27 protein-coding genes are annotated in these 26,417 nt (G+C 47.3%); 18 read left to right on the top strand and 9 right to left on the bottom strand.

The window, feature by feature from the left end:
- The first annotated feature begins 33 nt into the window (after positions 1 to 33).
- The 6 genes from lolA (at position 34) to cysG (ending at position 5,991) form a co-directional block, all read left to right on the top strand.
- Positions 34 to 663: an outer membrane lipoprotein periplasmic chaperone LolA gene (lolA, locus tag J2X05_RS14650; RefSeq protein WP_310073693.1), complete on the top strand. Its 630-nt coding sequence runs from the start codon at positions 34 to 36 to the stop codon at positions 661 to 663.
- Between the two features lie 7 nt (positions 664 to 670).
- Complete coding sequence (locus J2X05_RS14655; RefSeq protein ID WP_310073697.1) at positions 671 to 2,023, top strand: replication-associated recombination protein A; 1,353 nt, start codon at positions 671 to 673, stop codon at positions 2,021 to 2,023.
- A 1-nt stretch (position 2,024) separates the two neighbouring features.
- Positions 2,025 to 2,399, top strand: a complete 375-nt coding sequence (crcB, locus tag J2X05_RS14660; RefSeq protein ID WP_310073699.1) for a fluoride efflux transporter CrcB — start codon at positions 2,025 to 2,027, stop codon at positions 2,397 to 2,399.
- Positions 2,400 to 2,498: 99 nt separating this feature from the next.
- Entirely contained in the window at positions 2,499 to 3,785 is a 1,287-nt protein-coding gene (gene serS, locus J2X05_RS14665; protein ID WP_310073700.1) for a serine--tRNA ligase, read from the top strand.
- 84 nt (positions 3,786 to 3,869) lie between these two features.
- Positions 3,870 to 4,598, top strand: coding sequence for a Fic family protein (locus J2X05_RS14670; RefSeq protein WP_310073702.1), 729 nt, complete (start codon positions 3,870 to 3,872; stop codon positions 4,596 to 4,598).
- 4 nt (positions 4,599 to 4,602) lie between these two features.
- Positions 4,603 to 5,991: a siroheme synthase CysG gene (gene cysG, locus J2X05_RS14675; RefSeq protein ID WP_310073704.1), complete on the top strand. Its 1,389-nt coding sequence runs from the start codon at positions 4,603 to 4,605 to the stop codon at positions 5,989 to 5,991.
- 66 nt (positions 5,992 to 6,057) lie between these two features.
- Here the strand turns inward: cysG and J2X05_RS14680 are convergent, their stop codons facing one another.
- On the bottom strand, positions 6,058 to 7,116 hold the full coding sequence (locus tag J2X05_RS14680; RefSeq protein WP_310073707.1) for a TerC family protein: 1,059 nt from the start codon (positions 7,114 to 7,116) through the stop codon (positions 6,058 to 6,060).
- A 393-nt stretch (positions 7,117 to 7,509) separates the two neighbouring features.
- On the opposite strand from J2X05_RS14680, the gene J2X05_RS14685 reads away from it, so the two are divergent.
- Positions 7,510 to 7,776 carry a hypothetical protein gene (locus J2X05_RS14685; protein ID WP_310073709.1) on the top strand — a complete coding sequence of 89 codons (267 nt, stop codon included), beginning with the start codon at positions 7,510 to 7,512 and terminating at the stop codon, positions 7,774 to 7,776.
- A gap of 11 nt (positions 7,777 to 7,787) precedes the next feature.
- Here the strand turns inward: J2X05_RS14685 and J2X05_RS14690 are convergent, their stop codons facing one another.
- Positions 7,788 to 9,998 (bottom strand): FdhF/YdeP family oxidoreductase, encoded by a 2,211-nt coding sequence (locus J2X05_RS14690; RefSeq protein WP_310073711.1) that lies wholly within the window; start codon positions 9,996 to 9,998, stop codon positions 7,788 to 7,790.
- Between the two features lie 128 nt (positions 9,999 to 10,126).
- Here J2X05_RS14690 and creB point away from each other — a divergent pair, with 128 nt between their 5' ends.
- From creB to J2X05_RS14715, 5 genes are all read left to right on the top strand, one after another.
- Positions 10,127 to 10,843: a two-component system response regulator CreB gene (gene creB, locus J2X05_RS14695; protein ID WP_310073713.1), complete on the top strand. Its 717-nt coding sequence runs from the start codon at positions 10,127 to 10,129 to the stop codon at positions 10,841 to 10,843.
- A complete protein-coding gene (gene creC / locus J2X05_RS14700; RefSeq protein WP_310073715.1) occupies positions 10,843 to 12,306 on the top strand; it encodes a two-component system sensor histidine kinase CreC in 1,464 nt (487 codons plus the stop codon). Before creB ends, creC begins: the two co-directional genes overlap by 1 nt.
- 156 nt (positions 12,307 to 12,462) lie before the next feature.
- Positions 12,463 to 13,074 carry a hypothetical protein gene (locus J2X05_RS14705; RefSeq protein WP_310073717.1) on the top strand — a complete coding sequence of 204 codons (612 nt, stop codon included), beginning with the start codon at positions 12,463 to 12,465 and terminating at the stop codon, positions 13,072 to 13,074.
- 165 nt (positions 13,075 to 13,239) lie between these two features.
- Positions 13,240 to 14,601, top strand: coding sequence for a cell envelope integrity protein CreD (gene creD, locus J2X05_RS14710; RefSeq protein ID WP_310073719.1), 1,362 nt, complete (start codon positions 13,240 to 13,242; stop codon positions 14,599 to 14,601).
- 7 nt (positions 14,602 to 14,608) lie between these two features.
- A complete protein-coding gene (locus J2X05_RS14715) occupies positions 14,609 to 15,004 on the top strand; it encodes a VanZ family protein (protein WP_310073722.1) in 396 nt (131 codons plus the stop codon).
- Between the two features lie 256 nt (positions 15,005 to 15,260).
- On the opposite strand, the gene mgrA is transcribed toward J2X05_RS14715, so the two are convergent.
- The 3 genes from mgrA to J2X05_RS14730 form a co-directional block, all read right to left on the bottom strand.
- Positions 15,261 to 16,274 carry an L-glyceraldehyde 3-phosphate reductase gene (gene mgrA, locus J2X05_RS14720; RefSeq protein ID WP_310073724.1) on the bottom strand — a complete coding sequence of 338 codons (1,014 nt, stop codon included), beginning with the start codon at positions 16,272 to 16,274 and terminating at the stop codon, positions 15,261 to 15,263.
- 299 nt (positions 16,275 to 16,573) lie between these two features.
- A complete protein-coding gene (locus J2X05_RS14725) occupies positions 16,574 to 16,984 on the bottom strand; it encodes a hypothetical protein (RefSeq protein WP_310073726.1) in 411 nt (136 codons plus the stop codon).
- A gap of 102 nt (positions 16,985 to 17,086) precedes the next feature.
- Positions 17,087 to 17,491, bottom strand: a complete 405-nt coding sequence (locus J2X05_RS14730) for an MAPEG family protein (protein WP_310073728.1) — start codon at positions 17,489 to 17,491, stop codon at positions 17,087 to 17,089.
- 190 nt (positions 17,492 to 17,681) lie between these two features.
- Here J2X05_RS14730 and fabV point away from each other — a divergent pair, with 190 nt between their 5' ends.
- Together fabV and J2X05_RS14740 are read left to right on the top strand one after the other, a co-directional pair.
- On the top strand, positions 17,682 to 18,857 hold the full coding sequence (gene fabV / locus J2X05_RS14735) for an enoyl-ACP reductase FabV (protein ID WP_310073730.1): 1,176 nt from the start codon (positions 17,682 to 17,684) through the stop codon (positions 18,855 to 18,857).
- 86 nt (positions 18,858 to 18,943) lie between these two features.
- Positions 18,944 to 19,474 carry a 5' nucleotidase, NT5C type gene (locus J2X05_RS14740; RefSeq protein ID WP_310073732.1) on the top strand — a complete coding sequence of 177 codons (531 nt, stop codon included), beginning with the start codon at positions 18,944 to 18,946 and terminating at the stop codon, positions 19,472 to 19,474.
- Positions 19,475 to 19,497: 23 nt separating this feature from the next.
- Here J2X05_RS14740 and lepB read toward each other — a convergent pair whose 3' ends face one another.
- The gene (gene lepB, locus J2X05_RS14745) at positions 19,498 to 20,127 is read right to left on the bottom strand and encodes a signal peptidase I (protein ID WP_310073734.1); all 630 of its coding nucleotides are present in this window, start codon (positions 20,125 to 20,127) and stop codon (positions 19,498 to 19,500) included.
- Positions 20,128 to 20,221: 94 nt separating this feature from the next.
- Between lepB and yihG the strand changes: the two genes are divergently transcribed.
- The 4 genes from yihG to lpxL all read left to right on the top strand — a co-directional run bounded on the left by yihG (position 20,222) and on the right by lpxL (position 23,401).
- Entirely contained in the window at positions 20,222 to 21,115 is an 894-nt protein-coding gene (gene yihG / locus J2X05_RS14750; protein ID WP_310073735.1) for a 1-acylglycerol-3-phosphate O-acyltransferase, YihG family, read from the top strand.
- A gap of 105 nt (positions 21,116 to 21,220) precedes the next feature.
- Positions 21,221 to 21,445 (top strand): DUF2789 domain-containing protein, encoded by a 225-nt coding sequence (locus J2X05_RS14755; RefSeq protein WP_310073736.1) that lies wholly within the window; start codon positions 21,221 to 21,223, stop codon positions 21,443 to 21,445.
- Positions 21,446 to 21,558: 113 nt separating this feature from the next.
- Positions 21,559 to 22,326: a DUF481 domain-containing protein gene (locus tag J2X05_RS14760; protein WP_310073737.1), complete on the top strand. Its 768-nt coding sequence runs from the start codon at positions 21,559 to 21,561 to the stop codon at positions 22,324 to 22,326.
- A gap of 157 nt (positions 22,327 to 22,483) precedes the next feature.
- The gene (gene lpxL, locus J2X05_RS14765; RefSeq protein ID WP_310073738.1) at positions 22,484 to 23,401 is read left to right on the top strand and encodes an LpxL/LpxP family Kdo(2)-lipid IV(A) lauroyl/palmitoleoyl acyltransferase; all 918 of its coding nucleotides are present in this window, start codon (positions 22,484 to 22,486) and stop codon (positions 23,399 to 23,401) included.
- Positions 23,402 to 23,414: 13 nt separating this feature from the next.
- On the opposite strand, the gene J2X05_RS14770 is transcribed toward lpxL, so the two are convergent.
- Genes J2X05_RS14770 through J2X05_RS14780 form a run of 3 tightly spaced genes read right to left on the bottom strand, consistent with a single transcriptional unit; the run spans position 23,415 to position 26,325 of the window.
- Positions 23,415 to 24,611, bottom strand: coding sequence for a CvpA family protein (locus J2X05_RS14770; RefSeq protein WP_310073740.1), 1,197 nt, complete (start codon positions 24,609 to 24,611; stop codon positions 23,415 to 23,417).
- Positions 24,612 to 24,649: 38 nt separating this feature from the next.
- Entirely contained in the window at positions 24,650 to 25,963 is a 1,314-nt protein-coding gene (locus J2X05_RS14775) for a type II toxin-antitoxin system HipA family toxin (RefSeq protein ID WP_310073742.1), read from the bottom strand.
- Positions 25,963 to 26,325 carry a helix-turn-helix transcriptional regulator gene (locus J2X05_RS14780; RefSeq protein WP_310073744.1) on the bottom strand — a complete coding sequence of 121 codons (363 nt, stop codon included), beginning with the start codon at positions 26,323 to 26,325 and terminating at the stop codon, positions 25,963 to 25,965. The genes J2X05_RS14775 and J2X05_RS14780 overlap by 1 nt, the downstream gene beginning before the upstream one ends.
- Positions 26,326 to 26,417: the final 92 nt, after the last annotated feature.

Consider the following 26,417-nt stretch of genomic DNA (forward strand, 5'->3'; position numbering starts at 1 on the left):
TGCACACAACCAAAACTCATATCCGGATTTTTTATGAAGATGTTTTCCCGTTTTTTGACTAGCTGTTTATTAGTAGCATCCGTTGTCGTCCATGCTGCCGACGACCAAGCCGCCGCGCAACTGCGCAAACAACTTGATGCCATGAATACCTTGCAGGGCGATTTTGTACAAACCACTTACGATAAAAAAGGTGCAGAGCAAGAAACCAGCAGTGGCAATTTTATGCTGATGCGCCCCGGCAAGTTTTATTGGAAAACCCTGGAGCCAATGCAACAATTGTTGGTATCCAACAACAAAACCATTTGGCTCTACGATCCTGATCTGGAAACTGTCAACGAGCGTGCCTTCACCGACGACCTGCGCGAAACGCCTGCGTTATTGTTGAGTTCTGATATCGAACAATTGCGCAAAAGTTTTACCGTCACCCGCGATGAAAAAGACACGTCTGCTGAAAAATATACGCTGACTCCCAAAGTCACCGATGGCATGTTCCAACATTTAACGTTGGTATTTAAAGCGAATCAGCTTACCGAGTTTGCGATTCAAGATAGCCTCGGACAACTTACCCGCTGCGTATTAACCAATGTGCAGCGCAACAAAACCCTGCCGGAAGAAAAGTTCTTTTTTCAACCGCCGGAGGGCGTCGAAATTTTGAAAGATTAAGCGCGTCATGGATCTTTTTGGTTCATCTGCACCAGCTTACCAACCACTCGCGGCGCGTATGCGCCCGCGCAACCTCGACGATTATATCGGCCAGGAGCATTTGCTGAGCGCCGGAAAACCTTTGCGTGAAGCCATCACTCGCGGCCAATTGCACTCCATGATTTTGTGGGGGCCACCGGGTGTTGGCAAAACCTCGCTCGCCAAATTATTTGCCGAGCAAGCGAATGCCCGTTTTGAATCACTGTCAGCAGTGTTGTCCGGTGTAAAAGAAATTCGCGCAGCTGTTGCTAGCGCACAACAGGAGCGAATTTCCAGTCGTCGTAAAACCATTTTATTTGTCGATGAAGTGCATCGTTTTAATAAATCCCAGCAGGATGCATTCCTACCTTATGTGGAAGACGGTACTTTCATTTTTATTGGTGCGACTACCGAAAATCCCTCGTTTGAATTAAATAACGCACTGCTCTCGCGCTGCCGTGTTTATGTGTTGCGCGGCTTGCAACCAGAACAATTAAAAGATGTATTGCAGCAGGCACTCGATGATAAAGAGCGCGGCCTGGGCGAACACCATATTCGTATCGATGCCGATACGCTGATGACTCTCGCGCAAGCAGCCGATGGCGATGCACGCAAAGCGCTTAACTTGCTGGAAATTTCTGCTGATCTCGCCGAAGAAGAGGGTGACCATAAAGTTATCAACGCGCAAGTTATCACCGAAGTGCTGGCCTCTGATGTTCGTCGCTTCGATAAAGGCGGCGATATTTTCTACGAGCAAATTTCTGCCCTGCATAAATCTGTGCGCGGCTCTTCACCAGATGGCGCCTTGTATTGGCTGGCGAGAATGCTTGATGGTGGCTGCGATCCACTCTACATCGCCCGCCGTGTAGTGCGTATGGCGAGCGAAGATATAGGCAATGCCGATCCGCGCGCGCTGCCGCTGTGTTTATCCGCATGGGATGTGCAAGAGCGGTTGGGTAGCCCGGAAGGGCAGCTGGCGATCGCCCATGCCGTGGTGTATCTCGCCTGCGCACCCAAAAGTAATGCTGTGTATAATGCCTTCAATCAAGTCATGGCCGATGTGCGCACCCAACCGGCCTACGATGTTCCCATGCATTTACGCAATGCCCCGACCAAGCTGATGAAAAGCATGGATTACGGCGCCGAATATCGTTACGCGCATGATGAGCCAGGCGCTTATGCTGCGGGTGAAAATTATCTGCCGGAAGATATTGCCCAGGCGCGCTATTACCAACCGGTGGAGCGCGGATTGGAATTAAAAATCCAGGAAAAACTCGCCCATCTGCGCGAGCTTGATAAACAAAGTAAAAAGAAACGCTATAAAAAATCGCCCGGAAAATAATATGCAGTGGTTAGCAATCGCATTAGGTGGTGCTCTCGGCTCAGTGCTTAGATTCGCTGCCGTCGGTTATTTTACGCCGCTGTTGAATTACCGCTTTCCGCTTGGCACGTTTGTGGTGAATATTGCCGGGTCGTTTTTAATCGGTGTCGCTTATGTACTCCTGGTAGAAAAAACGACTTTGCCTGCTGAATGGCGCTTGTTTTTTATCACCGGAATTTTAGGTGGATTTACCACTTTCTCAGCCTTTTCGCTGGAAATTTTGCAGTTGTGGCAAGAAGGGCATGTGTTTAATGCACTTGTGTATGCCAGCAGTTCGGTGGTTCTGGGGTTATTGATGGCGTTTATTGGTATGGCATTAACCCAAAAATTATTTTAATTTTTTATTTCGCTCGCTCCCAAGCTCTGCTTGGTAATGCGTATGCTGCAAATGTTGTGGTATATAAACATTAACTTTAACTTACTACGAAAAATTATCATGTTAGATTCAAAATTACTCCGCACCGCCACTGAGCAAGTTGCCCAAGGCTTAGCCAAACGTGGCTATGAATTGGATGTAGCAAAAATCCAGGCTTTGGAAGAGACCCGCAAAGCGATTCAAATAAAGACTGAAAATTTGCAAAGTGAACGCAACTCTATTTCCAAAGGTATCGGCAAAGCCAAACAAGCCGGTGAAGATGTTGCTCCTATGATGCAGGCAGTAGAAAACATCAAACAAGAATTGGCTACTGCGGAGGTAGAGTTGGCCAAAGTTCAGGTTGAGTGGGATGAGTTTGTCAATGCGATTCCTAATATTCCAGCAGACGAAGTGCCGAACGGAAAAAGCGAAGACGATAACGTTGAAGTGCGCACTTGGGGCACGCCACGCAGCTTCGAATTCCCCATTGTTGATCACGTTGATCTAGGTGCAAACCTCGCTGGTTTGGATTTTGAAACCGGCACCAAAATTACTGGCACTCGCTTTGCGGTATTGCGCGGTGGTGTTGCACGTCTGCATCGCGCGCTGGCTCAATTTATGTTGGATACGCATATCAACCAACATGGCTACGAAGAAGTTAATGTCCCTTTTATTGTGAATCGCGATTCACTTTTTGGTACTGGCCAGCTGCCGAAATTCGAAGAAGATTTATTCAAACTGACTGATGACCGTGAGTTCTATTTGATCCCAACGGCAGAAGTGCCGGTTACCAATATTTATCGCAATGAAATTATCGATGAGGCGCAACTGCCGATTAAATTGGTCTGCCATTCACCATGCTTCCGTTCCGAAGCGGGCAGCTATGGGCGCGATACTCGTGGCATGATTCGCCAACACCAGTTTGAAAAAGTAGAACTGGTTAAGTTTGTGCGTCCAGAAGAATCCGATGCGGCACTGGAAGCACTGGTTGGTCATGCGGAAACGATTTTGCAGAAACTCGGTTTGCCACACCGCACGGTAATATTGTGTGGCGGTGATATTGGTTTTTCTTCTGCCAAAACCTACGACATCGAAGTGTGGGTTCCTTCACAAAATAAATACCGCGAGATTTCATCCTGCAGCAGTTTTCGCGATTTCCAGGCGCGCCGCATGATGGCTCGCTACCGCAACAAAGAAACCGGCAAACCTGAATTGCTGCACACCCTCAATGGTTCAGGTTTAGCCATTGGCCGCACCTTGCTCGCCGTAATGGAAAATTATCAGCAAGCAGATGGCAGTGTCGTCGTTCCAGAAGTATTGCGTCCCTACATGGGCGGCACTGAAGTATTGATGCCAGTTAAAAAATAATTGGAATTTTCACGCATGTGAATCTGTAGGGTGGGTGGAGCGAGAGCGATACCCACCTTTTATTTTTGAGAGAAGGATAATTAGATGTTCACAAAAATCGACCACCTAAAAGCAACTCTCGATGCGCATCGCCCTCTGCCGGAGGCAGTGGTCAAAAACCTGCACGAAGATTTGGTGCTGCGCTGGACTTATAACTCCAACGCTATTGAAGGTAATACGCTCACCTTGATGGAAACCAAAGTGGTACTGGAAGGTATTACCGTGGGTGGCAAGAGCCTTCGCGAACATTTTGAGGCGATTAACCACCGTGATGCCATTTTGTTTGTAGAAGAATTGGTGCAGCAGCGTGAAGTGTTATCAGAGTGGCAGATTCGCAATATTCATCAGTTGATCCTTAGAAATATCGATGAACAAAATGCAGGGCGCTACCGTAATCTCAATGTACTGATTTCTGGCGCAACTCATACACCACCCGACCACCTGCTTGTGCCAGAGCAAATGGTTCGTTTTATCGCCTCGTTAAATCCACAGCTTCATCCGGTCGAATTTGCGGCGCGTGTGCATGTGGATTTTGTGGGTATTCACCCTTTTGTAGATGGCAATGGCCGCACGTCGCGTTTGTTAATGAATCTGGAGCTAATGAAAGCAGGCTTTCCTCCCGTTGTAATTCCAGTTGGGCAAAGGCTGCGTTATTACCAAGCCTTGGATAATGCGCATGTAAAAGGCGATTACCTCCCCTTTATTGAACTCGTGGTTGAGGTTGTTGAGCAAAGTTTTGAACCCTATTTTTTTGCCTTAGGTATTAAACAATAAATTTATGGAATACTTCCCCGTCTTTCTCGATTTAAAAAACCGCCTCTGCCTGTTGGTCGGTGGTGGTGATATCGCAACGCGTAAAGGCCGCTTGCTCTCCAAAGCAGGCGCGCGCTTGCGTGTGGTTGCGCCGGAAATTTCCAGAGAATTACGTGAACTGGTTGCGCAAAATAATGGTGAGTTGCATGAGCGTGAATATCAAACCGACGATTTAAATAATTGTGTTATCGCAATCGCGGCAACGGATATCGAATCGCTCAATGAACAAATTTCTGCCGATGCCAAAGCGCGCAACTTGCCCGTTAATGTGGTTGATAGTCCCGCACTCTGCACTTATATCACCCCGGCGATTATTGATCGTTCACCTTTAGTGATCGCAATTTCCAGCGGTGGCGAATCACCGGTGCTCGCGCGTTTAATCCGTGCAAAGCTCGAAACACTTATTCCCGCCAGCTACGGTCGCCTTGCACAAATTGCCAGCAGCTGGCGTGACCGTGTCAAGTCTCGTTTTGATGATGGCGATAGTCGCCGTCGGTTTTGGGAAAAAATTCTGCAAGGTCCTGCCGCTGAATTGGTATTAAATGGTCAGGAAGACGCTGCGGAAAAAATTATTGCTACCGAGATTTCTAAAGATGATCAGACTATCACGCAAGGTGAAGTCTATTTAGTCGGCGGCGGCCCGGGGGACCCTGAATTATTAACGCTGCGCGCATTGCGTTTAATGCAGCAAGCTGATGTGGTGCTCTATGACCGTTTGGTGTCCGATGGGGTGATGGAATTAGTGCGCCGCGATGCTGAGCGAATTTATGTTGGAAAACGCCGCAGTGAACATGCGATGGAACAGGAAAATATCAACCAACTGTTGGTTGATCTCGCCAAACAAGGTAAACGAGTGTTGCGCTTAAAAGGGGGAGATCCATTTATTTTTGGGCGCGGCGGTGAAGAGATTGAATTACTCGCGCAAAATAATATTCCGTTTCAAGTGGTGCCCGGAATTACCGCTGCATCGGGTTGCTCGGCTTACGCAGGCATTCCGCTAACTCATCGCGATTACGCGCAATCCGTGCGGTTTGTGACTGGGCATTTAAAATCTGACAATACGAATCTGCAGTGGCCTGAGCTAGCCAATCCAACCCAAACACTGGTGTTTTACATGGGCTTGGTAGGATTAAAAGAGATTTGTGAGTCCTTGATCAGTCATGGTCGTGCATCGACGACACCTGTGGCCTTGATTGAAAAGGGAACGACACAGGAGCAGCGTGTGTTGATTTCGGATTTGGCGTCAATTGTTGATGTGGTTGCCGCAAATGATGTACATGCCCCTACGCTGTTTATCGTTGGGGAAGTTGTAAAATTACATGATAGTTTGAAATGGTTTAAGCCGGGTATGTAAGCTCTGCCGTCCTAAAAATAAGTTGACATAAAAAGCCTCCCTCGCACAACGAGGGAGGCTTTTTTATTACTGTGTTGCCGAGTTGGAAGGTTTGGTTTTTATCCAGGAGATAAGCACAGAACCGCCGATCAGCAATGCAACTGTCGCGAGTGAAATGCCAGTCGGAATTTTATAGATATCGATCAACAACATTTTAATACCGATAAATACCAACACCAATGCCAGTCCATATTTTATGTAGGTAAATCTATCGGCCATATCTGCCAGCAAAAAGTACATGGCTCTCAATCCGAGAATTGCAAAAATGTTTGATGTCAGAACGATAAAAGGATCAGACGTAATAGCAAAAATGGCGGGGATTGAATCTACAGCAAAAATAACGTCTGAAATCTCCACCATGATTAATACAAGAAATAGGGGGGTCATTAATTTCACCCCATTTACTATCACAAAGAAACGTTCACCATCCAAATGATCGCTGATCGCAAAATGACGTTTTAGCCACTTGAGTATTGGGTTGTTGTTGAGGTCCATTTCCTTGTCTGCCATCCACCACATTTTGATACCTGTGATCAACAGGAAGGCACCAAATACATAGAGCAACCAATGAAAATGTGCGAGCAACCAGACGCCAGCGAAAATCATAATGGTGCGTAAAATAATTGCACCTAACACACCATAGGTGAGCACACGTTTTTGCAGTTCAAACGGAATTGCAAAAAAATTAAACAACATTAGCCACACGAAGACGTTGTCTACTGCAAGCGATTTTTCAATCAAGTAACCGGTGAGATATTCCAATGTTTTGCTGGTAGCAAATTCGCGGGTGTAATTGGCATCCAGATAAAACCACAAGCCAGCGCCAAAGCTCAATGCCAGCCCCACCCATACCAGCGACCAACTGGCAGCTTCTTTTAGCGAGACACGGTGTTGTTTTCCTCCGCCGACAAAAATCAAATCAATCGCGAGCACAACTATCACAATCGCAAAAAATGCCAGCCACATCCACCAGGTTCCAATAGATTGAAACGAGCTGGTTGCGTCATTGGCCGTTTGTACGGCATCAGTAAGGGTTTGCCCGGACGAGGCACCGGAAAGAGATGAGAAAGTAAAAATGTTTATCATGGAAGCTCCATCAAGGTCAGTTTAATTGACGCAATGACGGGCAAATCAGGAATGTACGAAAGCCTTTGTCATTGCGACAAAGGTCTCGTTTACAAGAGATTCTCTTGCCCGCGCGACCGGAGCTTTGACTCGTATTGACGACCTGCGCGGTGGTAACTACTCCCCTTCGTGAATCGGATTATTGAAAAACCCAGCATTTCAGTCAAGTATTTTTACGTTGGCTAACACGCCAACGGCGGCATTGATTTCTAGCTGCGGCTTGCACTAATGCATTGGTCAAAATGTGATCTGCGAGCCAGAAATATGTTGTTATTGGTTTTAAGGTTAAAGATATCCAATTCTCTGCCGATAAATTGACTGCAGCGTGCGAATTTAGACGCAACAGGAATCCCCATGGTATATCTAGGCCCCATTCAACCGCGACCGGTATCGGTAAAGGCACCCAGCCGTCCTACAGCTACGACAGCAGTTAGTGCCTATGCCAATGAGCACCAGAAAGGCGATCGTTCCGCAGGGCTTGATGCAATAGGCCCCCCCGGTGGAGTAGAGCGCCGCAAGCAACAAGACCGGCGTAATAAATCAGGCGCTCCCATGTTGGAAACACGCGCCGGTAAAGATAGGCGTAGATCTCCCCAACCCAGTATTAGCGTATCCATTTAAGATGAATTTCCTCAATGTGCTGTTGCCGTTATTTTCACTGGCACTGACTTAAATGCCGGTGTTTTACTGCGCGGATCGTGTGTGGTGGCAATCAGCACGTTGGCCTCAGGATAGTAGGCCATGGCATTGCCGCGCGGCAAATCAAACGCAAACACTTTTACGGCTTTCATTACTCCCTGTGGCGATTGGATGTTCGCGCAATCTCCCGCCGCAATTCCCAGTTCACCTATGTCCGCTGGATTCATCAAAACTGACCAACGAGTATCAGTGCCGCGATAGGAATCGCTCTCTTCATAAATAATCGAATTGAATTGGCCTTCACTGCGGATGCTGGCGAGTAAAAAAGGATATTCAGCGCTGGTTACTGGTGTAGGCAGCGGATTGGTTTGGAATTGGGCTTTTGTGTTTTCTGTTTTAAATGTTGGTGTGTCGAGCAAGCGGTTCTTGATGGTGAATTCTTGTTTGGTTTGTGCAATATCTTTTAATTCACTCAATCCGGGAATAGTTGCGGCGATCGCGGCGCGAATAGAATTGTGTTGTTTGAGTTGGTTAAAATCGAGCGGGCAATCTGGCAGTAATCGTTTACCCAGCTCGCACAGAATTTCCACTTCCGGTTTTACATTATGTAAGCGATCAATACCGCCATCGCTCAAACGCACATAATTAAACATGGATTCTTGCGTAGTGGCTTGCCACTCTTCATCGCGTGCAGTGACAGGTAAAATTAACGCTTCACTGGTTTCCATACCGGTGATGTGGCCCGCGTTTAACGTCGTGGTTAAATAAACTTTAAAGTTGATCTTATCCAGCGCTTCTTGTGCCCATCCGCTATTGGGAGTGGCCGAAAATAAATTGCCACCCATGATAAATGCGGTGTCAATTTTTCCTTCATATGCCGCTGTTAAACAGGCGAGTGTATCCATGCCTTTGGTGCGCGGCAGCTGTACACCCAGATGCTGTTCGAGCTGTTGTAACACATCTTCCGCTAAAATGGGTTTAACACCCACAGTGCCTATGCCTTGTACATTGCTATGGCCGCGTAGCGGTAATAAACCCGCAGCAGGTTTGCCAAGCATGCCGCGCAATAAGGCTAAGTTAGCAATCGCCTCAACATTTTCTACGCCGTGTAAATGATGAGTAATTCCCATACCCCAGGCAAAAATCGCTTTTTCAGATTGTGCATAGGCATTGGCGAGTGCGATTATTTTTTCTTTATCGACACCGCAAGTATCAATAATTTTTTGCCAGTCAGTATTATCAATATCAGATTTAAATGTTTGAAAATGATCCGTGTACTGCGCGATGTAATCAGTTGCAATTTGGTTGGATTCCAGCAGCGCTTTAGCGATCCCTTTAAATAATGCAAGGTCGCTGCCGATTTTGGGTTGCACATATTCCGATGCAATCCAGGTGCCGCCGCTCAGCATGGATTTGGCACTTTTAGGTACCGCAAAGCGCACCAGTCCGGGTTCTTTAGCTGGATTAATCACAATCACTTGCCCACCGCGCTCGCGGCAATTTTTTAATTGGTGCACAAAGCGCGGATGGTTGGATGAAGGGTTGGCACCTATCACAAAAATACAGTCGCAATTGCCGACATCTTCCAGTGACACCGTTGCGGTACCACTGCCAATGACGTTCTGTAATCCAACCCCAGTTGCTTGGTGACAATAATAGGAACAATTGTTGACATTGTTTGTGCCATACAAACGCGCGAGCAATTGCAATACAAAGCCGGCTTCATTAGATGAGCGGCCAGAAGAATAAAAGAAGCTTCGCTCGGATTTGGTTGCGGCAAACGCGCGCGCCATTTTATCCAACGCAAATTCCCAGCTGACGGGTGAGTATTTATTGCCGTCGGCGGATTTAAATAAGGGGTTATTCAAACGCCCGAGATGCTCAAGTTCGTAAGCACTCAGCTGTTTAAAATCATCCAATGTGTGATTGAATAAGTCGGTCGGGATGGGTTGTTGTATATCGGTCGATTGCGCCTGAATACTTTTATTACAGACTGAGGGGAATTCGTCTTTTTCATTGGTCATGCCGCCGCGTTGGCCGCCCATTCCCAAACCGCAGGCTTTACAGGTATTTTTGCTATTGAGCGCTTTCGCCGAATTGAGCAAGCCGATACGCGCAACGGTCTTTAATGTGTAGAGAACCTTTTTGGGGCCACCACCGACAATGGTAATGGGTTCGGCGGGGGTAGAATCTTTTACAGACATAAGCGTTCAGCCAAGCGGTTAATGCGATAGCAAGAGGGTAGGGCGGATTCTGTTGCATTGCAATACGTTAAATAGCCCGCTTTCTTGTAGAATCAGGCCACGCTAAATAAGAGTGATTGGAACTCCCTATGCCTCATATTGTAATTCTGGAAGATGAGCCCTCTATTGCCGAGAGCCTGATTTTTGTACTGCAAGCGGAGAGCTTTAGTACCCATTGGGAAAGCCTGGCAAGCAAGGCGCTTGCCTACATTAAAGCGCAACCGGTGGACTTGATTGTTATGGATGTGGGGTTGCCTGATATGACCGGTTTTGAAGCCTGCAAACAACTGCGTAAATTTTCCGAAGTGCCGGTGATGTTTTTAACCGCCCGTGGCGATGAGCTGGACCGTGTTGTCGGATTGGAGATTGGTGCAGATGACTACGTGGTAAAACCCTTTAGTCCACGTGAAGTGGCGGCGCGGGTGAAAGCCATTTTAAAACGCGTGCGACCAGTTATTGCAGCGAGTGACTTATCCCTAACCAATGAATTATTACCTGTACCAGAAAAACAGCGCGAATTTATAATCGATAGTGAACGTAAAACGATCCATTACTACCAACAATTGCTACAACTCACACGGTTTGAATATTATTTGTTGCAAGCATTGGTTGAGCAGCCGGGGCGGGTCTTCAGTCGCGATCAATTGCTGACTGCCGTCGGTGCAACCGCTGATGCGGGCTATGACCGCAGCATTGACGGACATATCAAAACATTGCGCGCGAAGTTGCGCGCGGTAAAGGCCGCCGCCGACCCGATCAAAACTCAACGCGGTTTTGGTTATTGCTATCAGCCGGAAATTCATTAATGTCGCTGAGCTTACGCATTTTTATTATCTACATGCTCTTTGTTGCGCTCTGCAGTTATTTTGTCTTGCGCACAGTAATGGAAGAAATTCGCCCTGGTGTACGCCAATCCACGGAAGAGACATTGGTTGATACCGCCAATTTGCTCGCTGAGTTTTTGCGCGAGCCTATGCTTAATAATAAAATCAACAACGAATTCTACGCAGATATTTTTCGCGCTTACGGCCAGCGCACGCCTAATGCGAGTATTTGGGGCGTCAATAAATTTGCTGTCAATCACCGGATTTATGTCACTGATAAAAATGGCATTGTGTTGCTCGATTCAAAAAATATTGCAGTTGGACAGGATTATTCACAGTGGAATGATGTCTATCTGACGCTGCAAGGAAAATACGGTGCGCGCTCCTCCCATGAAATTGAGGGCGATGAAAGCTCCAGCATTATGTATGTGGCAGCGCCGATAAAAGAGGGGGATGAGATTATCGGTGTGGTCTCAGTTGCCAAACCCAATCGCAGTGTGCAGCCGTTTATTGATCGTACCCAGCGTCGTTTGGGGATATTGGGTGGCGGTTTAATCTTATTGGGTTTATTGAGTGGGGCAATTTTTTCCTGGTGGTTGAGCCGCGAGCTGCGCAAGTTGCGCGAATACGCCGTCAACGTCAGCCAGGGAGAGCGCGCGATAATTCCCGAAAGTAAAATTGCCAGTGGTGAATTGCGCCAGCTCGCGCAAGCTTTGGAATCCATGCGCTCTGAACTCGATGGCAAAGCCTATATCGAACGCTATGTGCAAACGCTTGCACATGAATTAAAAAGCCCGCTTGCAGGTATCCGCGCAGCTACAGAATTATTGCAGTCGCCGCTATTGCAAACACCGGAGAATGATCAGCAGCGGCAGCGGTTTATCAATAATATCGACAGCGAAAGTCTTCGCCTGCAACAGCTTATTGAGCGCTTGTTAAATTTGGCCTTGGTCGAGCAACAGCAAACCTTGCATGCCCCAAAACCGATTGATCTTAATCTGCTGCTGGATGAGTTGCTCGATAACCAAATGGCGCGTATAGCCCAGCAGCAAACGCAGATTAAAAAAGATTACACTCCAGATGCGAGAGTTATCGGCGAATTGTTTTTACTTCGCCAGGCGATTAATAACCTGCTCGACAACGCGCTCGATTTTACTCCGCGAGCGGGTGTTATCTCTGTGCGTACACACAAAGAAAATGACCAATTAATTTTGTCAATAACCAATCAAGGGGAACCCATTCCCGATTTTGCCTTTGCGCGTTTAACGGAACGTTTTTTCTCCTTACCGCGCCCCGCAACGGGAAAAAAGAGCACAGGTTTAGGGTTGAATTTTGTGCAGGAAGTCGTTGCTTTGCATAGTGGAAATCTTGAATTGCACAATACGCATAACGGGGTGGTTGCAGTCGTGAATTTTCCACTTGTGCTGTCTAGTAATCTTGGGTGAGGTTAATGTATAGGCTGCTTGTGTACAATTTTTTACATCTTCCACCAGCACAAAAAAATAAGCTCCGCCCCTGATTCTGCCCCAGGCCACTGGGGTGGATTAAAACCTCCTGCACTATGCCTAAACTTGAGGGTAAAGCCAAGAATGCCGTTATTGATGAAAGTATTCGTTCCTGTCCTGTTAATCTTTTCCCTTGCGGCCTGCAAAGACGTGCTGAACAACCCTCTGGGGGGTATGGAAGCTCCGGCGTCTATGGAGCAGTTGGATGGAAGTTGGGTCGCAGAAGAGGGTGGTGCGAAGTTGGATATTGTTAAAACCAGCAAAGCCGATTGGTATGGTTTTATCTATCAGGAGAAGGGTAAGCAAACGGAAGGTCGTTTTGTGGTTTCTTATTTTGAGCGCAAGCGGGTACTGAATGTTGATTTGGCGAGTGTAAAAGTCAATGGCGCTCCGGTTGTTAAGGATTCCAGTCAGGCATTTTTGATGGTTGCTGCAACAGTCGATGATGAACAATTATTGCTGACACCCGCAGATATGGATAAATTTGAAAAGCATTTTGCGCAGTACTTTTTTGCCTCGCCAATTCAAGTAGAGGGCTTGTGCAAAAGAGATAACGAGCTTTGTAATTCGACCTTTTCCTCAGGCAATGTGTTGATATCCAAACGCATGAAAAAGTTTAATGACGAATTGATTAAAAAATTCCGTACTGTGTTCCCCTACAAAAAACAAGTAGTGTTTAATTCAGTCAACAGCTCATCTGAACACTAAGTGATATCACCCCGATTGTGTGTGCGATTGTCGGGTATTCTGCTTTTAGTGCGAATGCTCGCCGTTGCAGTGCATCAAAACTCCACATAAACTCCATATTCCCCACATAAATCCTCCAACTGGGGCGCGCATGATTTCTCCTACTTAAACCCTAAGGAGAAACCCATGAAGCGCCCTTTGTTGTTCAAATTCCTCGCCATCGGCCTGTTGATGTTATTGCTGCTGATTCCTATTGGGATGATTGGCAATTCAATCGATGAGCGCCGTGCATACAGCGAGCAAGTTATACGCGATATTGCCAACAGCTCCAGCCATAGCCAAACCTTGGTTGGGCCGGTACTAGTGGTGCCCTACACCAAGATTGAGCGCACCTGGACAGTAAACGAAAAAAGTGAACGGGTGGTAGAAGAACGTACAGTCTCGGGTAAATTGCAGTTTTTGCCGGATCTATTTCGTGTGAATGGAGATATCACTACCGAATTGCGTAAGCTGGGTATATATGCGGCGCGCCTTTATCACGCAGATACCCGTGTAGATGGCCATTTTATGGTGCCGGCAGATTACGGTATTAAAAATAATTTTTCTGACTACACGTTTCTCAAACCCTATGTCGCAGTGGGTATCAGCGATATCCGCGGCATTAAAAATTCATTGAAACTGCAATTAAATAATCAATCCTATGAATTTGAGCCTGGGTCAGAACTTAAAATTCTGGGCGACGGCGTTCACGCTGCTTTTCCATTGGATGTATTGCAGGTAGCAAATGAACAAAGTCAAAAATTGGGTTTTACGTTTAATTTGCTCTTGGATGGTACAGAGCAGTTGCATTTTTCGCCGATCGGAAAAGAGACACACGTAGAGCTGCACTCTGATTGGCCACATCCGCGATTTATTGGAAACTTTTTACCTGTGGAGCGCAGTGTGGCGGAAACTGGCTTTACAGCCCGCTGGCAAACCTCTTACTTCTCTACCAACTTTTCCGAATACTTTTACACCTGTGTGCGCAGTAATGAGTGCGACCAATACCAGCAGCGCCAGTTTGGTGTGAGTTTAATTGATCCTGTTAACCAGTATGTAAAAAGTGATCGCGCCATTAAATATGCACTGTTATTTATCGCCTTAACCTTTGCCAGTTTCTTTTTGTTTGAAGTGCTTAAACGTTTGCAGGTGCACCCGGTGCAATACGGTTTGGTGGGTATGGCTTTGGCATTTTTCTACTTGTTATTGTTATCGCTTGCCGAGCATATAGGTTTTGCTTCTGCTTACGCGTTGTCGTCAATCGCTTGTGTAATGTTGATTGGTTTTTATGTCTCCCATGTATTACAGAGCATCTGGCGCGGTATCGGGTTTACAACAGGTTTGAGTTTTTTATATGCCTTGCTCTACGGACTGTTAAGTGCAGAAGACTACGCGCTGCTGATGGGTTCTCTACTGCTCTTTGTATTGCTTGGCGTATTTATGATGCTGACTCGCAAAGTGGATTGGTATTCATTGGGGAATGGCAAAGCGGATTCGATAAAGGAGTGATAGGTCGATGAGTTTTTTGAATTATTGCCGCCAACCCTTATGTATCGCCTTTTCTGTCTTTTTCGGATTTATTTTGTGGATTATCTATGAGGCAGATAGGGGTGCAGATAATATTTTGATGAGTGCTGCCGATTCAATTCCTTACGGCGATAAGTTAGGGCATGTCTGGCTGTATGGAGGGTTGGCGTTGTTGCTTAATTTATTGCTCAATCGGCGAGTTGTGCTAATAAAGTCTGTACGGTTTCAACTAGGCAGCTTGCTGGTGTTTGGTTTTGCGGCAGCAGAGGAATTATCGCAAGGCTTTTTTGCAACACGCAGTTTGGATGGCTGGGATTTATTAGCGGATTTGTTGGGTGTTGGTATTGTTGCGTTTTTGGTAAATACTAAAAAAGGTGGGAATTAATATGGGGGTAATAGCCGCTTCGCTATTGATACTGGTATTGCCAGTGATTCTGTTTGGGTTAATCACTTACTGGCTGTGGATGCGTGGAATCTTGGGAAGGATTTGTTTGGTCGGCGTTTTTATGTGTAGTGCTGTTGAGGCGCACTCCATCATTTATCCACAAAAAAACTTGAAGGAAAATTATGCGCGGGTGATTGGTTAAATGTAAATGAGTCACGGGGGATTTGTAACCACGAATCCCCCGTTTTTTCAATTTTTACTTCAGAATAGCTTCAATCTTTGCCAGTTCTTCAGCACTGAAGTTCAAATTGTTTAATGCCGCAACGGAATCATCGATTTGCGCAGGGCGGCTGGCGCCAATTAAACAGGTGGTAACCGCATCATTATGCAGCGTCCAGGCAATCGCCATTTGTGCCAGTGACTGGCCGCGTGATTCTGCAATTTTATTCAGCGCTTGCACTTTTTGGATTTTTTCCGGAGTGATGTCTTTGTCACCCAGATAAATTTGTTCCGCGCGTGCAGCACGTGAACCTTCTGGAATACCGTTCAGGTATTTGTTGGTCAATACGCCTTGAGCGAGTGGTGAGAAAACAATGGATCCAACACCGTCCTCTTTTAATACATCCGTCAAACCATTCTCAATCCAGCGGTCAAACATGTTGTAACGTGGTTGATGAATTAACAAGGGTGTACCCAGCTCACGTAAAATACGCACGGCTTCTTTGGTTTGCGCTGGTTGATAATTTGAAATTCCCACATAGAGTGCGCGACCGGAGCGGACGATAAAATCCAGCGCTTGCATGGTTTCTTCAATCGGTGTTTCCGGGTCCATACAGTGATGATAAAAAATATCGAAATATTCAAGGCCGGTGCGCTTCAAGCTTTGGTCGCAACTGCTCACTAAATATTTACGCGAGCCACCAATACCGTAGGGGCCTGGCCACATATCATAACCGGCTTTGCTGGAGATAATTAATTCATCGCGGTAGGGCGCAAAATCCTGTTTGAAGATTGCGCCGAAGGTGGACTCTGCCGAACCAAAGTTCGGACCGTAGTTATTGGCTAAGTCAAAGTGGGTGATACCCAAATCAAATGCGCGTTGTAGCATGGCACGAGCGTTAGCTTGCGAATCTACTGCTCCGAAGTTTTGCCACAAACCCAGTGACAAGCGTGGCAAACGCAAGCCGCTTTTACCACAGCGCTGGAATTTCATGGTTTTGTAACGATCGGGATTAGCGACGTAAAGCGGGTTAGGTTCGTGGGTTATCATTTTTTATCCTGGGATTGTGGTGAATATTGTGGGGGAAACAGACCTGATCGGAGGCGCGCATTTTACCTGAAAAGCCGGGTAAACAAGCTTGGGGGAGTGTAAAGAAAAGTAGCTATAAGTGTTCTCTGGAGAATTAACTTGTTTGCTCTGGTGTCGTTAAATGCGTTCCGTTTTGGCGGCGAGTCACGCTTGGCCATTCGTCTTATATGGATTGGCTTAACTGGTCGTTGCAATCACGTAATGGTTTTATTTTCTGCATAAAAAATCCCTGCCAGTTTATCTGGCAGGGATTTTTGGTGTTAGTGCTTATCGTGTTTCTTACCCTTTTCCTTTCCTTTCGATTTTTTATGCTCGTGGTCATGCTCGTGTTCGCGTTGGTAGCTTTCTTCGTATTCGATTGATTTGATGAAATATACTGGCCGTTCACAGGCATGGTATTTATGGCAATGTTTGCCCCAGTTTTTGGCATGGCCGGGCGGCACGTGCAGATAAACGGGTTTGTATTTGGAATAACGCGGCTCTTTAACTATCACAACGGGTTGTGGATAGTAAATGTCCGGATGTGAGTCTTTGCCCAACTCAACACGGCCGTAGACACCAGGTGCGACTTCACCTTCCAACACTACATTGATGCCCAGGTCGTCCGCCTGTGCGGGCAGGTTTGCCAACACACCGAAACACATCAGGAGACTGGCAATTTGTTTGTTCATAATAGGTACCTCTGTTGGTGAAAACTTCATCAGCATAACGCGCTGCCATGAAGTATTCAGTGCGCCAGTGCATATAGTGCAATTTTTTGCGCCATTTCTGCGTTAACGCGTCGCATAGCTGGCGACCAATATCCCCCAGATCACCAGTACACAAATGTTCCCCAACATGTAGGCGCGCATGCGATGGATCACATTGTTGCTGGTCAGATGGATCCAACTGTGGGCAATGCGTGCCAGGACAAAAATCCAGGCGGTAATAATCATCGCCGGTACCTGTATCCCGAGTGCTATGGCAATTGCCCCTGCGGTATAAAACAGCATTGGAACTTCAAACAGGTTGGTGTAATTACGTGCTGCCTGGGCCATGGATTCGGGTATTTCACCATTGTTGAGGCGAAATTGGCTGAGCCTGACTTCACCCGATTTGACGGCTTTTACACGCAAGCGGAACAGGTAGACGGCGACTGCAAAGGTAACTAGCACCATAGCAAATAGCGGGTAGAGCATAGGATTAGTCCTTCATCTGATTGTTATAAGGCGCTTGCACTATAGCTGTATTTCCCGGGGGCTAGCCAGTGCGAATCGCTGCAGGGGGACATTCGCTGATTCTGGCACTATAATGGCCGCCTTTGTTTGCCGGCCCGCTGGCGTGCATCACTTTCTTAGCTTTCTCAACCAGCCATTACAAGGTAGATCCATGATTATCAAGCCTAAAGTTCGCGGTTTTATTTGTACCAACGCCCATCCGCAAGGTTGTGCGGTTAACGTCCAAGAGCAAATCGCCTTCACTAAAGCCAAAGGACCTGTGGCCAATGCCCCGAAAAAAGTATTGGTGCTGGGCTGTTCTACCGGTTTTGGGTTGTCCTCGCGTATTACTGCTGCATTTGGCGGCGGCGCCGATACTCTGGGCGTGTGCTTTGAAAAAGAGCCAAGTGAGAGCAAAACAGCCACTGCGGGTTACTACAACACATCTGCCTTTCACGATGCTGCCAAAGCCGTTGGTTTGTATGCGCATACCATCAATGGCGATGCGTTTTCTGATGCATTGAAAGATCAGGTGATCAACGAATTAAAAAACTCGATTGGCAAAGTGGATCTGGTGATTTACAGCTTGGCCTCGCCACGCCGCACCGACCCGAAAACCGGTGAGGTTTACAACTCGGTACTCAAGCCAATCGGCAAACAGTACATCTCTAAAAATCTTAATACCGATACGCTGAAAATTGCTGATGTCACCATCGAGCCAGCGTCCGACGAAGAAATCGCCAACACCGTCAAAGTGATGGGCGGTGAAGACTGGGAAATGTGGATTGATGCCCTCAAAGGTGCTGATTTGCTGGCCGACAATTTCCAGACCGTTGCTTACACCTATCTCGGCGATAAACTGACCTGGCCAATTTATGGCAAGGCGACTATCGGTAAAGCCAAAGAAGATTTGGATCGCGCAGCAAAAGCGTTGAGCGCAAAACACGGTGGTAATGCTCGCGTCGCGGTATTAAAAGCGGTTGTAACCCAAGCCAGTTCTGCAATTCCGGTAATGCCGTTGTATTTGGCAATCCTGTTCAAAGTGATGAAAGAGCAGGGCACCCATGAAGGTTGTATCGAGCAGATCCAGCGTTTGTTCAAAGAGTGTTTGTACTCTGCCACTCCACGTTTGGATGATGCCAACCGCTATCGTGTAGATGAACTGGAGTTGCATCCTTCCGTGCAAACCAAAGTAGAAGCAATTTGGGAACAAGTAACAGAAGAAAACCTGTTTGAACTGACCGACTTTGCGGGATACAAAGCGGAATTCCTGCGCTTGTTCGGTTTTGGTTTAAATGGTGTGGATTACGATGCGGAAACATCGCCGCTGGTGCAGACGAATTTCTAATCCCCGCTACACAGTCCCTCGCCTCGGCGGGGGATTTTTTTATCTGCCATTGTTTTTATCGATCTTTATTTTTATCCGGAGCCTGAATGCGTAAACGTATTGCGATAGATATGGATGAGACCATCTGCGACACCCTGGCTCGCCACCTCGATTGGTACAACACCGAGTTCCAACAAAACCTCACCAAAGCCGATTTATACGCGACTAAAATTTACCACAAAGTTCCCGAAGCGCATGTTGCGCGTGTGCGTGCTTACCCTGATATTCCCGCGTTTTTTGACGATATCCCACCCTATGACAATGCAATTGAAGTGATTCGTGAATTATATGAATCCTACGAGATTGTCATCGCCACGGCGGCCATGGAGCATCCCACTTCGTTTTCACCTAAATACGAATGGTTGGTGAAATATTTGCCGTTTTTATCGCCAATGAATTTTATTTTTTGCGGCAAGAAAAATGTAGTGCACGCGGATTATTTAATTGATGACAGCGCGCGTCATTTTGAGGGGTTTGTGGGGCAGGGTATTTTATTTTCTGCGCCGCACAATATGGCGGAGCTGGGGCAGGTGCGTGTTAATGATTGGCTTGAAGTGCGCGACTATTTTTTACGTTAGTCGCACACTTGTCTAATTAATGGTTACTCCAGTCCATGAAAAAAACGTTCGGCGCGCGGTAAAAAATAATCCTCATAATCGAGCGACATAACAACACTACGTGAGCGGCCGACAAACTCGCTGCGTGGTACAAAACCAATCACGCGTGAATCGGCGCTGTTATCGCGGTTATCACCGAGCATTAAATACTGGTTTGCGGGCACGGTGGCCGGGCCAAAGTTTGCGTAGGTTTTAGCATTCGGATCAAGGCGAACTATATGATGTTTGCCTGGCAAGTGTTCCAGCCAATCGCCATTGGTGGCCGCTGTATAGGTTATTGCGGTACCGTTGATGTAAAGGCGGTTATCTTGCATGGCTACTGTATCACCTGGTACGCCAATAACCCGTTTGACCAAGCGTTTGTCGGCTACTTTTGAATCGAATACGGCAATGTCACCGCGGGCGGGATCGGCGATTTTGTACAGTGAAATGTGGGTGAAAGGGACACGCAGATCGTAAGCCATTTTATTCAGGCCAATGCGGTCACCTTCGATCAAGGTAGGTTTCATGGAGCCGCTGGGCACATCATTCCAATCGGCGATGGCGCTGCGGAAACAGAACATCAATGCTAAAAATAAAAAGAGTGAACGATTTTCCATCCAAAAATGTTTCATCAATTGTCCCTCGGGTTGATCTGGGCTGAGTAATACACAAAAATGCGCAGCCTTTATGACACTGGGGTCACAGGCAAGTTCACAGGTTAGATCGATGCGAATACTGAATCATTTGCGTGGCGTGTTAGTTACGGCCATTTTTTCTATCACCATTTGTATGGTCGCTTTAGTGGTGGTGCCCTTTGCAATGGTCAAATTATTGGTGCCTTTGCCTGCCCTGCGGCGTGCAATTGACCGGTTACTGGATGCAGTCTCCAACCTGTGGATTATTTTCAACACCTGGCAACAGACCTACACGCTGCCAACCCAGGTCGAAGTGCAAGGGCTGGGGGATCTGAGCCGGGATGAGTGGTACATGTTGATTGCCAACCACCAATCCTGGACTGACATACTGGTGCTGGTGCGCGCCTTTAATGCCCGCATCCCGGGCGTCAAATTTTTCTTTAAACAAAGCTTGTTGTGGGTTCCGGTTCTGGGTTTGGCGCTCTGGGGGCTGGACTTCCCACACATGCGCCGCTATTCCAAAGCCAAACTGGCACGCCATCCGGAGTTGAAAGGTAAGGATGTTGAGCAAACCCGCAAAGCCTGCGAGCGCTTTCGTCATCATCCCGTTACGATAATCAATTTCCTCGAAGGCACGCGTTTTACCCCGGCTAAACAGGCACAGCAAAATTCGCCTTATCGCCATCTGCTGATGCCGAAGGCGGGCGGGCTGGCATTTACCCTGGGTGCTATGGGGGGGCAGTTGCATCGCATGCTGGATGTGACTATCCACTACCCGGAGGGAATTCCTACCTACTGGGATTACGCTTGCGGGAGAGTTAAGCAGATTCAGGTAAATATTCGCCAGTTGCCTATACCCGCTGAATTGATTGGCGATTACACCGGAGATGCTGAGTTCCGCGCGGGTTTTCAGCAGTGGGTTAACCAACTCTGGCAAAATAAAGACGAGCTGATTGAGTCAATGAAGTCCAGCGGGAAAAATTAAGCTAGGAAAGTCAGTGTGCTAGACGTTATCCTAGTTGCGGAACTTGGTCACAATGGCAAATCCACTGTGAAGATGTAAGTCCGTACACACCGACAGGAGGGCCGCATGTTTTACACGCTGAATGATCTTTTTGCCAAATTAGGTCTACCCAACTCTCCCGCTGAGATTGATGCCTTTATCCAAAAACACAATCCGCTGCCGCAAGCTGAACCTCTGGCTAGCGCCCCCTTCTGGACTGCCGAACAAGCGGCATTCCTGCGTGAAGCTCGTCAGGATCACTCTGATTGGGCTGAAGTTGTGGATGAGCTTAACTGCTTGTTACGCGACTAATCTCGATTCCCGCCACAGCTAACGACCGGCCATGTGCCGGTCGTTTTCATTTGGTCGTCAGGTTTTCTATGTTATGGTTCACCTCTCCTAACTTGAGGTAACAGGATTTCACTATGCATAAATTGACTCTTGTACTTGCGCTTACTGCACTCTCTACCACCGCGTTTGCCGATGATAAAAAACGCCCCTGGGATGTGGAAGTCGATATAGGTGCAATCGCCACCTCTGGCAACACCGAAACCACCAGCCTGCAATTTAAAGTAGATGCCAAGCAGAACTTGGAAAAATGGGAAAACCAATACGTCTTCAATTCACTGTTCAAAGAAGATGAAGTTGAGCAGGACGATGAAACCACCAGCAAAGAAAAAACCGCAGAAAAATATTTTGGTTCCGCAAAATTTGCTTACTTATTAGGCGTGGAAAAATCCTACCTGTTTGGTTTTGGTTCCCATACCGACGATAAATTCGGCGCTTATCGCACCTATAGCACTATCGCATTGGGTTATGGTGACTGGCTCTACTCCAGCTCTACACTTAACTGGTTTGTGGAGGCTGGTCCGGGTTATTTTGAAGGTGAAAAAGTGATTGGGAGTGATGATGATACTATTCCCGATAGTATTACAGATGAAAGCGGCGCTATGCTTCGCGCCGCAACTGCGCTGGAATGGAAAATAACCAGCAATGCAGAATTCAAACAAATCATCAGTGTTGAGTCGGGTTCGGATAACACCCGTACCCAAAGTGAAACCTCACTGGCAACATCCATCAACGGCAGTATGAAAATGAAAGTGGGTTTTGCTATTGCCAATGACAGCGATGTAGCTCCGGGCAAAGAAAAAACCGATACCACGACCTTTGTGAATCTGGTTTACAGTTTTTAATTCACTTCTTTTTATAAGGGGGCAAAGTGCCTGCAGGCATCTCCTGCACAGGGATTGTGGCAAGTCCTGTTAGGCGCTTTGCGAGTGAACCGTTATAATTTGCACATCTGTATTTTTTCCATCGCAGGGATTTCCTGCCCTATATATTTAGATCGCTATGGCCTCAGTTCATTTTTCACGCGCGTTATTAGCCCCTCGCCACTGGCTCACTTGGGTGGGTGTTGGGGTGTGGTTTTTAGTTGCGCAATTACCTTATCGCCTACAGTTGGCGATGGCGCGTGGACTTAGTCCGTTATTGCGTAAAAATAAAAAACGTCTGCATCAAGCACAGACCAATTTGCGTTTGTGTTTTCCGGAATTAAGTGATGCCGAGCGCGAAATCTTATTAAAAGAAACATTGTTTTCTACCGCTATGGCGGTATTTGAAACCGGTATCGCCTGGTTTTGGCCCAAATCGCGCTTGCGCAGGTTATTTACCATTACCGGTGTTGAGCATGTTGAGCAGGCGCGCGCTGAAGGGCAGGGCGCGCTGTTGTTAAGTTTGCACTTCACCACGCTGGATATTGGCAGCGCCATGCTTGGCCAACACGTGAACTACGATGGTATGTATCGCCCGCACGCCAATGCAGTTTACGATTATCTTCAAAAAACACGGCGCGAAGCTTATTGCAAAGGTGGCATGGCATTTAGCCGCGATAACGTGCGTGCAATGGTGAGCCAGCTACGTAAAGGCCGTATGATCTGGTATGCGCCCGATCGCGATCTGGGTGAAAAAATGTCGGTATTTGTACCATTTTTTGGTGTACAAACCGCAACGGTGACAGCGACTGGTCAGTTCGCCCGCATGGGGCGCGCTAAAATAATTCCATTTACCCAGCGCCGGTTGGATGATGGTAGCGGTTATGCAGTCACCATTCATCCCCCCTTTGAAAATTATCCAACCGGTGATGATATTGCTGATGCACGCCGCGTGAATGAATTTATGGAGCAGGAAATTTTAAAATGCCCCGGCCAATATTTTTGGGCGCAGCCACGCTTTAAAACTCGCCCGGAAGGCGAGCCTTCGGTTTATTGATTTATTTGTCTTTTTATTGTTTATCCTTCACGGGTTTGTCGGAATAGTGGACTTGCCCGTTTTCATCTGTCCAGCGGTAAATTGTAGTAGCCGGTTTTGCATCCTCGCCTGAAGCATTCTGTGTGGCTGGTGCTGTATTTGTGGTTGCCTCATTAATATCCTGTACTTGATAATTCCCCATTCCATTGGCGGGCTCGACCTCGCTGTTAAAAATAATTTCTGTCAGTTGGTTTAATTTCGGATTCATCATCAAGGGTAATTTATTGGATGAGTTCAATTGCTGCTGAAATTCAGGGTCGCTAATAATCGCAATCACGCGCGGGTCATGTTTTATCGTCTGCACGCGATTCCATGCCTGCACCATTTTTTCTGCCGCCGCTTGCGAACCCGCCTCGCTATTAACATCGGACTGCGACATTAGCGCTTGTACACTGGGGTTGTTCATCAGCTCTTTAAATGCAGGATCGCGCATTAATGCGTGGGTATCGCCTGTTGTCAGGATGGATTGGATTTTTTCATCCGCCATTAAATTTTTCATTTGCCCGTCATTAGCAACTTGCTGTACATGCGTAAGCATAGTTTGCGGGTTTTCTACAAATGCTTTGGTGATTTGTGTGGTGGTTTTATCATCCAGTGCCAAATCCACTGCGGTGGCGGCCGCATTCCCCATTAATTTTTTAGCACTGGCTTCAATAAATGAGTCATTACTTTTTGCAAGGTCGCGCACATGCGGAACGCCGGTTGCCGGTGCGCGATTGGTAGGCTCTGTGCTGTCCGTAACGGGGATATTATCGGTTTGCTCATATTGCATCGGTTGTATTTTGGGGGTTAGTACCAAACCTATTGCGTAGACCACCAGTAAACCCACGAGTGCTCCCATCAATACCCCCACGCTGGCGCCACCGATTCTTGAACCTACCTGGGTCGCATCTGTTTCAGGAATTAATTTGGCGAGCAAATTGAGTAACAGGCTAACCAAAAAACTTACCAGCAGAAAAATAGCACTGCCTGCGATAAAATAAACCAGCAAGCCATCCAGCGCTGTGTGTTGCATGATTAATTTTGCAGTGGGTTTGGTAAACACGATCGCTGCCGGGTAGGCGACAATCCAACCGAGTACGCGGGTAATAGAACCGATAAAACCTTTCTGGTAGCCGCGCCAGGTAAAAAACGCTAGCAATGCAAAAAAGACGATGGTGGTGATATGCATGTTTATGATTCCCTCAGCCTGGTTGCCAATAGTTGATGTTATAAATTCAAGCGTAAGTTTTTCTGGATCTCGTGGGTAAGGTTTGCGGGTACTTCAGCGGTGCGCGAATAGCTTTCCCATTGGCTGACGACGTCCAGGGTTTGTTGAATAATCAATTTTGCTTCTTTGGTGAAATTGCTAATCAATTTTGCCATGACCAACAAATCGTCACGAACAAAATTATCGCGTTTGCCATTCACGCTTAATTGATGCGAGTTCACCCAGGGTGAGCCAGGCTTGTAACTGTAGGCGATATCAAACGCCGGGGCGAGCTGCCATGGCGCATGCGGGCCCGGTAGGATAAAACCGAAGTTTTTGCTGTGGTCATCGTGGTTGCGCGCAATAATGTTAAACACCATGCGGCGATAAATTTCCACCGCTTCGGCACGTGTCAAACGCAGTTGCCGCGCGACCGCAAATAATTGTTCATAGCTGTAATGGCCGGGCATTTTAAAATCGGCATGGTCCATTGCACAGAGCGATTGATAATGCAATTTATGGTTGCCAATACGATCAAAGCGCTGCGTTAAAAAATGGGCGCGCTCGCCATCCATTAATAATTCGCAGGGTGTCATCGCGATACCTGCCGCTTTTGCCATCAAATAATAAGCGTATTCCATACGCCCGAAACCCTGTGGATCGCCAAAGGTTTCGCGGTTGTTCCCGTGCTCCACAATCCCATCGAATTTTAATAAATAGTGTTCAAAACCTTCCGGTGCATCCACTTGACCGGAGCGAATTTCGGTGCGGTCTTTATTGATTGCCACCAAGGCTTTGGCGCGCGCGCCGCCTGCAGATGTACCCACTTGCAAGATGGCTGTTAAGTCATCGTTGCCTGCGTTGTGTAACTGGCTGCTCACGCCCGCACGTTGGTCTAACACCTGTTGCGCCATGCCGATCAGCGAATCCAGTTCAAATTTATTATTGCTATTTTGTGCTTGCCGAAGTGCAGGGGCATATTCCAATGCCCCCATCCCGCGTTTGCCACTATAGAGCAGGCGCTCCAGTGGATTAAAACTCTGCGGGTCGCGTCCATTGCGTGCCAGCCAGGCGTTGATCACCGCATTGCCAAAATCATCGGGCAGGGTATCGGCAAAGCAGGCCGGCAGGCCTTTGTAAGTATCGCGGTTGAGCTGGGGGAAATGAAAAATACGCGTGCCGTCCACCTGGCTGGGCATATGCAGTGGGGCGATTTGCACACCGGTACGCACCCATTCAGGTGTGTATTCAAAGGTTGCGCTGGCAGTGTTTGTTGCCCAAGCGAGAGCGCCAACCAGTTTGTCCCACAGCCAGACTTCGGCGAGTTTTTGCATTACCAATCCAGCCCCGGCTTTTCTAAGTCTTCAGCCGTGTGTGTGGTGATTGTTTTTTTATAGCCGGGGGTAGTGCGTGCACGTTGACGTTGTTTGCCGCGTAGTTTCAACTGTTCCAGTGGGCTTGGCGGTGTGGCGGGTAAAAAGTTTTCAAGCTGTTCCAGCGCGTTCAGGGCGCGCAATGCGGCAACCATGTTTTCCAGTTTGCCACTGCCTGCTACCAGTTGGCGGTAGCTCTTGGCCGTTATACCAATTTCATCGGCGAGAGCCTGTTGGGTCATATTCTGCTCCAGCCGCAGCTTTTCCAGGCGGTTACCCAGTTCTGCAGCTACAGATGCATTAGTCATGGTATAAAAGTTCATAATGGGTATTTTTCTATCTTATATTTAAATAATATCGTACTAAAGGTTAATTTATACCTTTTATTTAAAGCTGTAAATATGTGGGTAATTTA

This window comes from Cellvibrio fibrivorans (assembly GCF_031457055.1).
Classification (GTDB): Bacteria; Pseudomonadota; Gammaproteobacteria; order Pseudomonadales; family Cellvibrionaceae; genus Cellvibrio; species Cellvibrio fibrivorans.